Here is a 12,985-nt window from a genome sequence, read left to right as displayed (position 1 = left end):
CTCAAGTGACACTAGTTGTTATCGGCCAAGGGGGCGTGCATTCGTAGTGACTAACTGGTGCGATCACTGGTTAAACGCCGCCGCCGGTGAAGGAGTGGGATATTTTCTGCTACTTTTTATCCCAGCCACGAATGTATTTACTTCTGTTCTTGTAGACGAAATAGCACGCCAATAACGCACCAATAACTAATGAAATCGACAGCCAGTGATCAGTGAAATAATGCCAAAGTGACTGCATAGAGGAACCTCCCAAATGTGGAGAAGCATGGTAGTAGTAGTTTCGCGAATGGTGGATGTTTTTATACAGAGTGAGTATAGAGAAGAAGGGGAATTCCTGATGGGTTACAAAAGAATGCGCATACTCTCGGTTGTCATATCGCTTGTTGCTGTGTTGGCTGGTTGTGGAGATAACCAGCCAGTGCCCGCGGCAGTGCTTACGCCGCAGGCTGTGCAGAGCGCTTCGCCGCAGGTGACGGCTACGCAGGCGACAGCAGCGCAGGCAATGGCTGCGCCAACCGAGGTGCCGGCGGCAGCTACAGCTGCACCAACACCAGCCCCGACAGCGGCTCCGACGCCAGTCGCAACGCCAGAGACGAAGCCGACACCAACGAAGGCGGCTGCTCCAACCGCGTTGCCAAGTGTCCCTAAGGGCAAGGAGCTCGTCATGATCGACCCGGGACATCAGCGGGTTGGCAATAATGGGCCTGAGCAGGTCGGGCCAGATACGCGGGAAACGAAGGCCAAAGTTAGCTCAGGAACGGTTGGGGTACGTACAAAGAAGCCAGAGTATGTGCTTAATCTGGAGGTATCCTTGCTACTGAAAGACGAGCTGACGAGGCGAGGGATCAACGTAGCGATGACGCGCGAGACGCATGACGTGGATATTAGCAACAAGCAGCGTGCGGATATGGCGAATGAGGCAGGAGCTGCGCTGGTTGTACGGATACATGCAGATGGTGATGCCTCAGCAAGTACGAAAGGGTTTTCGGTCTTGTACCCATCTGCTGCGCAACCGGCTGTTAAGCCGATCGCAGCGGAAAGTAAGCAAGCAGCAGGTTTTCTTCTAGCTGGTATGCAGCAAGCGACGGGTTCGAAGGGACGTGGCTTATCGGCGCGAGATGATTTGAGCGGCTTCAACTGGTCGAAAGTACCCGTCGCGCTCGTGGAGATCGGGTTCATGACGAATCCCGAAGAGGACGAGCTGATGTCGGAAGCGGCGTATCAACAGAAGCTTGCCATAGGCATTGCGGATGGAATTGAGCAATTTGTGAATGGTAAGTGAGGGCGACGTAGCAAGGATGGGTTGGAGCACAGAGGACTTCTTCCAAGGCGCGTGTGGCATGGTTTTATTTTCGCAGATTCGAGAATAATGTAGATAATTGGCAATGATTTGGTTGGGAGGGGGCGGTGCTGTGCTGCCTGCATTTTTTATTGCACATGGCTCACCGAGTTTGGCGATGGAGTCCCATGCGTATACGGAGTTTTTGCAAAGACTTGCGATGTCGCTGCCCAAGCCGAAAGCTATCGTTGTGTTCAGTGCACATTGGGAAAGCCCCGTGCAGAAGATTAGCTCGGCTGTCGAGCCGGAGATGATGTACGATTTCTCAGGATTCCCAGAAGAACTTTATGACATTAACTATCCGGCCAAAGGGGATCTTCCCCTAAGTCTCCATATTCAGCAGTTGCTCCAGCAAGAGGGCATACGCTGTGAGTTGAATGACAGGCGAGGCTTGGATCATGGGGTGTGGGCGCCACTTTCGATTATGTACCCCCACGCGCAGATTCCGGTTGTGACACTTTCTGTTAATCCGCGATTAACAGCTGAGGAGCATTACCGAATTGGTGCCGCGTTGGGTCCCCTGCGGGAGGAGCAAGTGCTGATGATTGGCAGTGGCGGAACGGTTCACAACCTGAGCAAGCTGGATGAGAACAATCCGGTACCGCAGTTATGGGCAGTGGAATTCGATGAGTGGCTAGCGGAGCAACTAGAAACTTGGAACGTGGAGGCGTTGATTCGCTACGACGAACGCGCGCCACATGCGCGGGAGGCGGTTCCGACGCCGGAGCATTTTGCACCATTGCTCATTGCAATGGGCGCAGGCGATGCTTCACGGAACGCTAAGCTGCTGCATCACAGCTTTCAGATGGGCAGCCTGAGCCTATGCTGCTGGATGTTCGGCAGTCTACGTATACGTAAACAGGAGACTTAGGTCTTACGTATTCAGAATGGGGTGCAAGATGCTGATAGTGAGTGTAGTCCGATATTTCCGAACTAAATCGGGGATTTCGAGCGTAAAAGCGTGCGTAGTCCGATTTTACCGAACTAAATGACCATTTTTCGGATGCAGAGGTCATTTGAGGGGATTTAGTTCGGCTAATTCGGACTATTGGAGTATCCAGGATAGCGACAAAGGAATTAGTTCGGTTATTTCGGACTATTGGGGATAGGTAGAGAAAGTAGGCAGATGAAGGACGGCGTGGCTGCTTATTCTGACATGCCAGAATTTATATGTTTTCGGTTATGGGGTAAGCGAAGCTTAACCCTTTTTGTCGTTATGGTTGATGGACGGGGCACAGCTCAATCCAGAAACCGCCCCTTATGTTCCGGCTTCGGCAGCATGCAATGCTCGGTCTTGCCAAACCAGCGATAGCGATTGCGAGCGATGAAGCTGTATCCAAGGTTGCGGATCGGAGCCGGAATCACGATTGCCGCGTAGGCGAGTGGCCAGGCACCACGCAAACGCCGTGATATACGCAATGCGGCTGAGCTGCGCGTATAAGAGCGGCCGTCTTCGATCAGCACAATGGTGCTGAGTTGATCTAGCGGCAGCTTGTGCTCGGCGAGCAGTCGTTGCCCCGTCTCCGACTGGAGAGAAGCGAAGCGAAACACGCCATTCGGGTCATTTCGCAGGATGAATTGCACCGCGCTGTTGCAGAGTAGGCAAACTCCGTCAAACAAAATAACAGCGTGCTGATCAATATGAGTTGACATGGTGGATGTCTCCTTTGGTCGCCACAGTTGTTGGAGGAAGCTACTCTAATTATACGACGTCCAGCTAATTGAGCAAATCGTAAGAGGATTGACGAAAAGTGGATAAGTTTGTTTAGTTCTTATATACCTATGGGGGTATGCGTGACGAACGGGTAAAGTCAAATATTATTGCAGTCTCTTTTTTTTGCTAGTTATATACCCGGCGGGGTATATAACGGTGTATATGAATGAAATACTTACTAACGGAGGGAAGACGATGAATCAATTGCAAGGTATGGATGCCGCTCAACTAGCTCGTAGAGTACTGAATCAGGCACCTACTTTTATTCTGGATGTGCGGAACGAAACCGACTATGCAGACTGGAAAATCGAAGGTAGACAGCTTTGGAGAACTGTATTAAAGAGGAGCAGGAAGCGGGCAGAGACACTAGTAAAATTGTGATGCAAGCTGTGGAATTGTTAGTTAAAAGCAGATAAAGACAGGCTTCAAGAAAGGGGAACTTATGGACAGTAATATGATTTTCAATATTGTGGCACTCGGTTTTATCGTGTTTTTCTTCTATTCTCGGTTTGCGGGTGTCAAAGGGCTGCGTAATTTATCATCCGATCAATTTCAAGAGGCCACGAGTAAGGACAAGCATCATCTCATTGATGTGCGTGAGCCTGGTGAAGTGAAGCAAGGTTACATTCCAGGAGCGGTGAATATCCCTTTATCCTCGTTGGGGAGAAGGTTGAGTGAGATTCCGAAGGATCGTCCCCTCTATTTGTACTGCCGAAGTGGCATGAGAAGTAAGCAAGCTGCACGAGTTCTTCGCAAGAATGGGTGGAGCGAGTTGGCTCATCTGAAGGGCGGTATGATGGCGTGGAAGGGTAGTGTGACACAGCAAAGCAGTGGCGGCGCTTAGAAAGAATAGTATAGGGAAAGCTGGCAGCGATAATCGCGTTGTCGGCTTTTTTTTGTCAAAAAGGTTAAAATCGGATAACGATGTATAAATCGTCTCGTTTCGATGGCTACCTCATTCGGCTTATAATTATCCGTGTAATCCATCAATAATGGGAAGTGAATCATGGAAAGCGCTTTTGAGAGTCCAAATGAGATCGAGGAGGGGATGTATTTATGAGGAAGACCGTCGTATGGCTGTTACTTTGCACGATGTTGGTTGCATTGTTTCCAGCGATGTCAACGCGCGTTCAGGCAGCAAGTTTTATTAATGTACTTAATCCCGGGTTCGAAGAAACAACAGCGAGTCAAATGAAACTGATACCGACGAATTGGACCGCGTCTTTATGGAGTAGAACGACTCCCGTGGATACTAGCGTAACGACAGCCGTGTACAGCAGCGGGACAAAATCACTTTCAATTAGTGCAACGGATGCTGGAGCTGCGGGTTGGACATCCAAAGCCATTCCGGTTGACGGCAGTGCTCAAACGATTAAGACTACAGTGAAAGTGAAGAAGTCGGGAGATTATGCCGGCAATAATCCTTGGGTTTTTATCAGCTATGGAAATAGTGGTAGTTTCCTTGGAATAACCTCATCCAATATGACCACAGTAAGCAGTACAGAGTGGACAGAGATTACGTTAACCGTCAACAGCAGTCAGTTTCCAGTGGGAACGAATATGCTCTGGTTGAACTTAGCGACATCGAAAGCAGGCAGTGCAAGCAACGCCGGAACACTCTATTACGACGATGTAACGATGGAACTGCTGGATATGGAGGCGCCAACAGCTCCAACTAATCTTGCCATTACGGGTCAAACGGCGACGAGTGTTACTCTTGCATGGAACGCCTCAACGGATAACGTTGGCATTCAAGGGTACGAAGTTTACAACGGTACAACGCTGATTGGATCCACGACAGGGTTAACGTATTCCGTAAGCGCTCTCAACGCGGGTACCAATTATACGTTTACTGTAAAAGGGAAAGATGCGGCGGGCAATCTATCTGTGTCCAGCAACGCTGTAAGTCTGAGCACGCCGATTGTAGTAAGCATCGCCAATCCTGGGTTTGAGATCACGACGCCAAGTGGAAATAAGCTTGTTCCTGTCAATTGGAATTCGAACTTATGGTCGCGAACGACGCCGGTGGATACAGGGGTAACGACGCTTGAGGCCAATAGCGGAACTAACGCCCTGTATATTAGCGCAGTGGATGCAGGCGCCGCAGGTTGGGTGTCCAAGACGATGACGATTGACAATAACATGCAAATTAAAGCGACGGTGAAGGTCAAGAAGTCGGCCGATTATGTCGGCAATGATGCGTGGGTTTTCTTCAGTTATGCGAAAAATGGATCCTTTCTTGGTACTATTGTTGCGCCAAGTGTGGCGCTGAGCAGTAGTGAATGGAAAGAGATTTCGGTGACTGTGAATACCGCTGCCCTGCCTGCAGGAACGAATAATTTGCAGTTGAATCTAGCGACGCTGCGTGGCGGCAGTGCTAGCCAGCAAGGAACGCTGTATTATGATGACGCTGCGATCGAATTAATTCCTGATACGGCAGCGCCAAGCGCGCCATCGAATCTCCACGCCGTAGGTCAGACGGCAGGAAGTGTTGACTTGGCTTGGAATGCCTCGAACGATAATATCGGGGTGACGGGCTACAAAATTTATAAAGACACAGTGTTGGTGGGGACTGTGACAGGTTTAACCTTTACGGCAAGTGGCCTGATCGCAGCCAATAGTTATACGTTTACCGTGAAGGCCGTCGATGCAGCGGGAAATGAATCCCCAGCAAGCCAGGCTTACGTGACTAACGATACTCAGCCGCCGACAGCCCCAACTAACGTAACGGCATCCGACATTAAGATGAAGAGTGTCACGCTCACCTGGGACCCGTCAACCGACAATGGGGGCGTAACAGGCTACGAGATTAACGATGGTACGAAGCTAGTAGCAACCGTCACCGGGGTGACCTATACGGTTACAGGTCTCGAAGCCTATAGTGGATATGCGTTTACGGTGAAAGCGAAAGATGGTTCGGGCAATCTTTCTTCTGCGAGCAATGTGGCTAATGTCATTACCACGAGCTATTATGATGTAGCGAATCCTGGTTTTGAAGAAACGAAATCAAGTGGAACCAAACTTGTCCCTATTAGTTGGAACTCTACTTCATGGAGCGGGGCAAGCGGAGTGGATATGGGCACTACGACGGCAACGGTCAACAGCGGCACGAGTGCGGTATATATCAACTCAACAAGTACAGGAGCCGCAGGGTTTTCATCCAAAATGATTCCGATCGACAATGGTATGCAAACCATTAAGATTTCCGTAAAAGCCAAGAAATCGGCTGATTACGCAGGGAATGGCGCGTGGGTGTTCATCAGTTATTTTAAAGATGGTACCTTCCTCAAGATAGATCAAGCTAACACGCCAACTTTGAGCAGCACGTCGTGGACGGATATTTCATTTACGATAGATAATAGTCAGTTCCCAGCAGGAACGAATCAAGTTCAGGTGAATGTAGCGACAACGAAATTACAGGACATCCCGAATGCAGGAACACTGTATTATGACGACGTTAGCATGCAGTCCGTTGAGTATTTCCCACTGGCGGCAGACGTCTTTGCAAACTGGTGGAGGATCGGCCAAAACGTGGTGTTCAAGGGTATCCAAGATCAGCTGCCCACTTCCGTGCAAACGTTGACGGGGACAGTGTATGATACGGATAATCAGGTTGTTGGGCAAGTTACGGTAGATCGGTCAACCTTACTGACAGCGGGTTGGAGTTGGACACCTAGTCACGAAGGCTACTACGAAATCGCTTTTGACTATACGAAACAAGGGATTACGGGTACGCTTCCGCTCCAACAATCGTACCGGATCTTTTCTAATCCGAAGAAAACGGCAGCAGAATTTGTACGTAATCGAACGTCCGTGGCTGTCGTAGAAAGTCAATCCATAAGCAAAGCGGATCGTAATCCGCTGTTTGGATTTAGCAATGGTTTTAGTGATTTAAGAGCAATAGACCTCGCAGATTTAATTGGTTTTGACTTTGCGAGAATTCATACGATCCCATGGGGAGGGCAATTCGGCGATACGAGCATGGCCATTGAACCGAGTCGTGGTGTGTATAAATGGGAAATGCTTGATGCACATGTCAATAAATTGCAAAGTACTGGCATGGACATCATCGGCAACATTGTGTTTACACCGAAGTGGGCGTCCTCCTCGGATGATACAAACGTTTATATCGGCGTTCCTGGGTATGCGGCTTACGCCCCAACCGACATGAATGATTTTGCTAATTTCCTGCGGGCGCTTGTCGCGCGATATGGCGATCGGATTACCAAATGGGAAGTATGGAATGAACCTCATTTGAAAGGCGGAAGTATTTTCTGGCAGGATACACCGGAGAAGTTCGTGGAATTGCTGCGTACCGGATATGAGACGATTAAAAGTGTTCAGCCGAATTCTGAAATTTGGATCGGAGGCATGGGCGGCCGTCGATATTTGCCTTTCTATAATGAATTGCTGCGTCTTGGCGGAGCGAACTATTATGATAAGTTGGCGCTTCATGGGAAGCTACCCGATCCTAAAGAGTACCAGGCCTATGATCAAAGATACAATGTACCTTCGAAGCCTTGGGTGTCTTCCGAGACCCATGCAGGACTCGTCAATGCTTCGGAAACAACAACTATCCAATCAGAGCCCGTACTTGCAAGAAATATGCTATACGACTATATGTACCAGATGAAAAATGGGGTCGAACAAATCGCCTATTTTGACATGGTGAATAATACGGAAATCGAAGCTATACCATTCGCTAATAAAGAAGGCTGGTTTACGGAATCTTCTGGATTATTCCGCAAGAAGCCGAAGCTAGAGCCGAGACTAGGATCTGTGGTCATGCATCGATTTATTGAAACACTAGGAAATCATATTGTCTACAAGGCTGAATACGCACTGAGCGGAAATCAGAAAGCTGTCTATTTCGAAAGTGATGGATCGCCGATTCTCGTGGTATGGTCCGAGGATGAGAATGCGGGTGCAATCGAGCCAGCACTTGCTAGTGCTTTTACAAGCAACACCGTAGTTCGCGATTGGATCGGCGGTAAAGAGGAAGCAGCTCCTACGCTGCAAGTGAAACCGAACAAAATGTATTACATCAGCAACGTGAATGCCTCTTATCTTGCTGGATTGACTTCGACGCAAAATGTCCTGTTATCCGACTATGAAAAAGCCCAACAAAACACCAATGTTCCCATCGCAGCTGGCAGTAAGAGCAATTTGTTTGACCGTACCACAGGTGCGTTGAGCACGGAGATCCATTGGATTAACGACAATTGGGAATTCAAAAGCTTGACTTCCGAACAACCCACAGAGTTTGCAGCTCGAGCTGCAGTGGGGGCGGCCAATGATGGACTCGATCTCGTGATAGAGGTAACGGATGCCAGCTTCGTACCCAACGATTCCAAAGGTAATTATTATATCGGTGACAGTATTCAATTTGGCCTTGATACGTCAGGAGTCGGCATGGTCGGGGCCCAAGTGGAATTCCAAGCCGCATTGACGGCTAACGGTCCTGTCCTCTACAAGGGAACTGTGCCGTATATTGGAGGGGATTTGCCATCCAACTGGACGCCTGCCGGTCAGTTCGTTCAGAACGGCAGCATGCTCGTCGACAGTTCCCAAAGCGGCAAGAAAACCTACAAAGTTCATATTGCGTGGTCAGAATTATATCCTTACATGCTGGATACGACGAAACCCATCTTTGTCTCACTGCTTGTCAATAATAACAATGGCAACGGTCGGCTTGGATATTTGGAGTGGGCCAGTGGGATTGGCGGTACGAAAAACGTAAGTCAATACGGTAAAATCGTGTTGCAGGATCCGCCACCCGTGGCTGATGAGGTACGTGTCCAATTTAAAGACAGCAGCGGAAATGCCATCAGTGGCGGTGTCGTATCCTACTATGACGGGGGTTGGAAAGAATTCGGCGTTACGAATGCTTCTGGAATCGTCAGCAAGTCGTTGCCGGATAAAGCGTATACGTTCGCTATGACCTATGAAGGCACGTATACGGAGAAAGTCCAAAACACAGGTACTGATCCTGTGATCGCCTTCCAGACCGTTAACGTGAAGCTGCAGTTAAAGGATAGTCTGGGCAATCCACTTACTAGTGGGGCGGCGAGTTATTACGCAGGGAGTTGGCGGACCTTCGGGAACATAGCTGGCGGGGAAATTCGCAAGGAATTGCTGCCTGGCTCTTATACCTTTGCGATGACCTATGAAGGAACGTATAGGGAGAGCGTGCAGAATATTGGAGCAGACCCCGTGGTCATCTTCCAGACGGTCAATGCAAATGTGCAGTTGAAGGATAGCCTGGGCAATCCGCTGAATGGTGGTACCGTTAGTTATTACGCAGGGAGTTGGCGGACCTTCGGAAGTACGGTTGGCGGTGAGATTCACAAGGAACTTCTGCCGGGCTCTTATACGTTTGCAATGACCTACGAGGGAACGTATACGGAGAGGTTGCAGAATATTGGAACGAACCCTGAGGTCATCTTCCAGACGGTCAACGTGAATGTTCAGTTACAAGATAGTCTGGGCAATCCACTGGATGGCGGCGCCGTTAGTTATTATGCAGGGAGTTGGCGGACCTTCGGTAGTACGGTTGGCGGCGAAATTCATAAGGAATTGCTGCCTGGCGTCTATACGTTCGGCTTATCCTATGGTGGCGTGTACAAGGAAACAGTAGCGAACACCTCATTAAACTTGGCGGTAAATTTTCAAATGTGACATGAGGAAAAGAAAACTGGACCACGCTGAGGCGTAGGTTCAGTTTTTTTCTATTAGCCCCCAGTTGGATTGGGTGAGCGGCACTGCAGAGATATTTTCTCAAGTATTTCAACTTGTTTTTATAATCAATATCGGCAATAATATACCTATACGGGTATATGAAGGGGAGGCTGTTTATGAAATACGATGATGATGTGAAGAAGCGTTTAAAGCGTATGGAGGGCCAGATTCGCGGGATTCTACGCATGATGGAGGAAGAACAGGATTGCAAAGATGTCGTTAGTCAAATCTCGGCTGTCCGCAGCGCTGCAGATAAAACGATTGCCACGGTTGTTGCTGTTAATTTAGAGAATTGCATTATGGAGGAAAAAGAAGCGGGCCGAGACACAAGCAAGATGGTCAAGCAGGCTGTAGAATTGTTAGTTAAAAGCCGTTAATGCTCCTCCTGAATAAGCGGCTATTTTGTGAGAAAGGAGGCAGGTCATGGATAGCAATATGATTTTCAATATCGTGGCATTAGGGTTTATTGTTTGGTTCTTCTATTCACGTTTCGCAGGGGTTAAAGGGCTGCGCAGTCTGTCCTCTGAGCAATTTCAAGAGGCTATGGGATCGGATAAGAATAAGTATACCCTGATCGATGTGCGTGAGCCTGGTGAAGTCAAGCAAGGATACATCCCTGGAGCGGTGAATATTTCATTATCGACTATCGGGAAAAGAGTGAGCGAGATTCCTAAGGATCGTCCGATTTATCTGTACTGTCGCAGTGGTATGAGAAGCAAGCAAGCGGCGAGAGTTTTGCGGAAACAGGGTTTTAACGAGCTGTCCCATTTGAAGGGTGGCCTCATGTCCTGGAACGGAAAGCAAGTGCAATAAGGAAAAAGTCATTAGCCTATACGTAGGTTAATGACTTTTTTGTGTTACTCGTAGAAACTGTGCCGACCGATTCGGCCTTTGTCTTTTTGAAAGTAGGTATGCAGGAAGAATTCCATCACACCGTAAGCAATAGCGACGATCGTCATATCTGTAAAAGAAAGAGACCAGTCGTAGAAATGCCTTTCCACGATCCAGAAGAAGGCATAGGTTAATAACATATCCGCTAGTACAGCAGCCATGTTATTCGTAAGTCGTAAAAACAGTTGATCAACAACGATGTAGGTAACGAGTGAAAACGTATACGTAGCAGAAAGTGCCCCCATGAATGTAGCATCCGTTAAGTACATCAAGATGGGAACGATGATAATGCCATTTATCACCAGTTTTAAAAGCAGCTTTCCTAACATGGACCACATGTCCCGTTCGCCTTCTTTCAATCAAGGTATGCCGTTCTGAACTTAATATGGCTTTTACATCCTTGAACTATGCTTGTTTTACCGATTCAAAGTGAATAAATAATTATATTTGCTTGCATGCTTGAGCTCATCGAGAATAATACCGTAGACCGTATCCTTATAGATCCCATAAGGGAGTCCAAACCAGATTTTGCGATATTTCTCCACAGCAGCTAGTTCACCTTGAAGTGCTTTTTGAATGCCTTCGGAGTATGTGCGTACAGGCTGGTACTGCTCATCGCTGACACCATAAATTTCTTGGCCCGTCATCTCGCGATACATGCTCCGAAACATGGCGTTATGACTGCGTTCATCATCTCGAATGGATGTAATGATGGCGGCTTGTTCAGGGGTAGGTGCGAGCTTGATCAGTTGATCATAGAACAATTCATCGTTCCGTTCATCTTGCACCGCGGTTTTGATTAATTCTAAGGCGTGCCCATAACCAACATTCCACATAGGTTGGAAGGTATTGCGATAAGCATAGGAATAGTTCCAGTACATAGGTGATCCTCCATTTACTTGTTTTAAAATCATCGTATGTGTGAAAGCCTACAGGGGTTCTAATGTATTTGCTATCAAAAGTGGTTGACGAAAAGAGAAAGTTTGATTATAGTATACACATACCCCAACGGGTATAAGTATATTACGTTATGAAGTAATGCTAAATACATGGCTTAACAGACATTTTTTTTGCACAAAAATATACCCCACAGGGTATGAGGCGAATGGCGTTTGATTTTAAATCACATTCTCGGGAGGAATGAAACAATGGGTAATGGAGTTCAACTGCAAGGAATGAGCGCGGCACAATTAGCGAAAAAAGTTTTAAATAACGAACCGCTCTTCATCTTAGATGTGCGTAACGAAAACGACTTTAAGGATTGGAAAATTGAAGGGCCGCATGTTCAGATAGTAAACACACCGTATTTTGATTTAATCGATGGGGTTGAAACAGTTGTAGATCAGCTTCCGGATGATAAGGAAATCTTGGTTGTGTGTGCGAAAGAAGGATCTTCTAAATTCGTGGGAGAGCAATTGATCGAACAAGGCAAAGAACGTGTTTCTTACTTGGCGGGAGGCATGAAATCTTGGAGTGAACATCTGGAGCCCGTTAAAGTGGGTGATTTGCAAGATGGTGGGGAAATCTATCAGTTTGTCCGTATCGGCAAAGGCTGCTTGTCTTACATGGTGATTTCGAATGGTGAAGCGGCAGTCATTGATGGCGTTCGAATGACAGCGGTGTTTGAAAACTTTGCCAAAGAAAAACAAGTATCCATTAAGCACACGATAGATACGCATCTTCACGCCGATCATATCTCTGGCGGAAGAAAATTAGCTGAAAAAACAGGCGGTACGTATTGGCTGCCCCCAAAAGATGCAGAAGAAGTCGTGTTTGACTTTGCCAAGCTTGAGGAAGGAACCCGTATTGTCGTTGGTGATACCGAAATTCAGATTCAACCTATTTATTCGCCTGGGCATACAATCGGAAGCACCTCGTTAATTGTAGACAAGCAATTCTTGCTTTCGGGAGATATTTTATTCGTCAAATCCATTGGTCGTCCCGATCTCGCGGGTAAAGCTGAGGATTGGGTAACCGATCTTAGAACAACTTTGTACGAGCGTTATAAGCAATTGTCCCATGACCTCATCGTGCTTCCTGCCCATTTTGGTAAATATACAGAACTGGGAGAAGGGGGACAAGTATCTGCCCGTCTTGGAGATTTATACAAAGAGAATCCAGGCTTGAACATTAGAGAGGAAACGGCCTTCCGTCGTACCGTTACTGAGAATTTACCACCACAGCCGAATGCATATCAAGAAATACGTCAGACGAATATGGGCAGAATTACGCCATCGGATGAGGAACAACGAGAAATGGAGATTGGACCTAATCGCTGCGCAGTTCATGATGCCTAAATCACT

General features: G+C 47.7%; 12 protein-coding genes. 8 read left to right on the top strand and 4 right to left on the bottom strand.

Features of this window, described 5'->3' with window-relative positions; translation table 11 throughout:
• Positions 1-109: 109 nt before the first annotated feature.
• Positions 110-238 (bottom strand): hypothetical protein, encoded by a 129-nt coding sequence (locus A8708_RS36930; RefSeq protein ID WP_275667950.1) that lies wholly within the window; start codon positions 236-238, stop codon positions 110-112.
• A 99-nt stretch (positions 239-337) separates the two neighbouring features.
• On the opposite strand from A8708_RS36930, the gene A8708_RS33760 reads away from it, so the two are divergent.
• Together A8708_RS33760 and A8708_RS33755 are read left to right on the top strand one after the other, a co-directional pair.
• Positions 338-1,282 (top strand): N-acetylmuramoyl-L-alanine amidase, encoded by a 945-nt coding sequence (locus tag A8708_RS33760; protein ID WP_068671326.1) that lies wholly within the window; start codon positions 338-340, stop codon positions 1,280-1,282.
• Between the two features lie 130 nt (positions 1,283-1,412).
• Complete coding sequence (locus A8708_RS33755; RefSeq protein ID WP_068671324.1) at positions 1,413-2,210, top strand: DODA-type extradiol aromatic ring-opening family dioxygenase; 798 nt, start codon at positions 1,413-1,415, stop codon at positions 2,208-2,210.
• A gap of 368 nt (positions 2,211-2,578) precedes the next feature.
• Here the strand turns inward: A8708_RS33755 and A8708_RS33750 are convergent, their stop codons facing one another.
• A complete protein-coding gene (locus A8708_RS33750; protein ID WP_068671323.1) occupies positions 2,579-2,992 on the bottom strand; it encodes a thiol-disulfide oxidoreductase DCC family protein in 414 nt (137 codons plus the stop codon).
• Between the two features lie 256 nt (positions 2,993-3,248).
• Between A8708_RS33750 and A8708_RS36285 the strand changes: the two genes are divergently transcribed.
• From A8708_RS36285 to A8708_RS33725, 5 genes are all read left to right on the top strand, one after another.
• Complete coding sequence (locus A8708_RS36285) at positions 3,249-3,434, top strand: rhodanese-like domain-containing protein (RefSeq protein WP_068671318.1); 186 nt, start codon at positions 3,249-3,251, stop codon at positions 3,432-3,434.
• Positions 3,435-3,495: 61 nt separating this feature from the next.
• Positions 3,496-3,897: a rhodanese-like domain-containing protein gene (locus tag A8708_RS33740; protein ID WP_068671316.1), complete on the top strand. Its 402-nt coding sequence runs from the start codon at positions 3,496-3,498 to the stop codon at positions 3,895-3,897.
• Between the two features lie 212 nt (positions 3,898-4,109).
• The gene (locus tag A8708_RS33735; RefSeq protein ID WP_068671314.1) at positions 4,110-9,731 is read left to right on the top strand and encodes a fibronectin type III domain-containing protein; all 5,622 of its coding nucleotides are present in this window, start codon (positions 4,110-4,112) and stop codon (positions 9,729-9,731) included.
• 176 nt (positions 9,732-9,907) lie between these two features.
• Entirely contained in the window at positions 9,908-10,168 is a 261-nt protein-coding gene (locus A8708_RS33730; protein WP_068671312.1) for a metal-sensitive transcriptional regulator, read from the top strand.
• 46 nt (positions 10,169-10,214) lie between these two features.
• The gene (locus tag A8708_RS33725; RefSeq protein ID WP_068671310.1) at positions 10,215-10,604 is read left to right on the top strand and encodes a rhodanese-like domain-containing protein; all 390 of its coding nucleotides are present in this window, start codon (positions 10,215-10,217) and stop codon (positions 10,602-10,604) included.
• 44 nt (positions 10,605-10,648) lie between these two features.
• Here A8708_RS33725 and A8708_RS33720 read toward each other — a convergent pair whose 3' ends face one another.
• The gene (locus A8708_RS33720; RefSeq protein ID WP_068671308.1) at positions 10,649-11,020 is read right to left on the bottom strand and encodes a DUF2512 family protein; all 372 of its coding nucleotides are present in this window, start codon (positions 11,018-11,020) and stop codon (positions 10,649-10,651) included.
• Positions 11,021-11,098: 78 nt separating this feature from the next.
• Positions 11,099-11,563, bottom strand: a complete 465-nt coding sequence (locus A8708_RS33715; RefSeq protein WP_068671306.1) for a ferritin family protein — start codon at positions 11,561-11,563, stop codon at positions 11,099-11,101.
• Positions 11,564-11,830: 267 nt separating this feature from the next.
• Here A8708_RS33715 and A8708_RS33710 point away from each other — a divergent pair, with 267 nt between their 5' ends.
• Positions 11,831-12,979 (top strand): MBL fold metallo-hydrolase, encoded by a 1,149-nt coding sequence (locus A8708_RS33710; RefSeq protein WP_068671304.1) that lies wholly within the window; start codon positions 11,831-11,833, stop codon positions 12,977-12,979.
• Positions 12,980-12,985 lie beyond the last annotated feature (6 nt).

This window comes from Paenibacillus oryzisoli (assembly GCF_001653565.1).
Lineage (GTDB): Bacteria > Bacillota > Bacilli > Paenibacillales > NBRC-103111 > Paenibacillus_E > Paenibacillus_E oryzisoli.
This window is presented reverse-complemented; position numbering and strand designations above follow the sequence as displayed.

Coding starts and splice junctions, on each gene's coding strand:
- A8708_RS33735 (WP_068671314.1), top strand. CDS start 4,110: ATGAGGAAGACCGTCGTATGGCTGTTACTTTGCACGATGTTGGTTGCA.
- A8708_RS33730 (WP_068671312.1), top strand. CDS start 9,908: ATGAAATACGATGATGATGTGAAGAAGCGTTTAAAGCGTATGGAGGGC.
- A8708_RS36285 (WP_068671318.1), top strand. CDS start 3,249: ATGAATCAATTGCAAGGTATGGATGCCGCTCAACTAGCTCGTAGAGTA.
- A8708_RS33740 (WP_068671316.1), top strand. CDS start 3,496: ATGGACAGTAATATGATTTTCAATATTGTGGCACTCGGTTTTATCGTG.
- A8708_RS33720 (WP_068671308.1), bottom strand. CDS start 11,020: ATGTGGTCCATGTTAGGAAAGCTGCTTTTAAAACTGGTGATAAATGGC.
- A8708_RS33715 (WP_068671306.1), bottom strand. CDS start 11,563: ATGTACTGGAACTATTCCTATGCTTATCGCAATACCTTCCAACCTATG.
- A8708_RS33760 (WP_068671326.1), top strand. CDS start 338: ATGGGTTACAAAAGAATGCGCATACTCTCGGTTGTCATATCGCTTGTT.
- A8708_RS36930 (WP_275667950.1), bottom strand. CDS start 238: ATGCAGTCACTTTGGCATTATTTCACTGATCACTGGCTGTCGATTTCA.
- A8708_RS33710 (WP_068671304.1), top strand. CDS start 11,831: ATGGGTAATGGAGTTCAACTGCAAGGAATGAGCGCGGCACAATTAGCG.
- A8708_RS33750 (WP_068671323.1), bottom strand. CDS start 2,992: ATGTCAACTCATATTGATCAGCACGCTGTTATTTTGTTTGACGGAGTT.
- A8708_RS33725 (WP_068671310.1), top strand. CDS start 10,215: ATGGATAGCAATATGATTTTCAATATCGTGGCATTAGGGTTTATTGTT.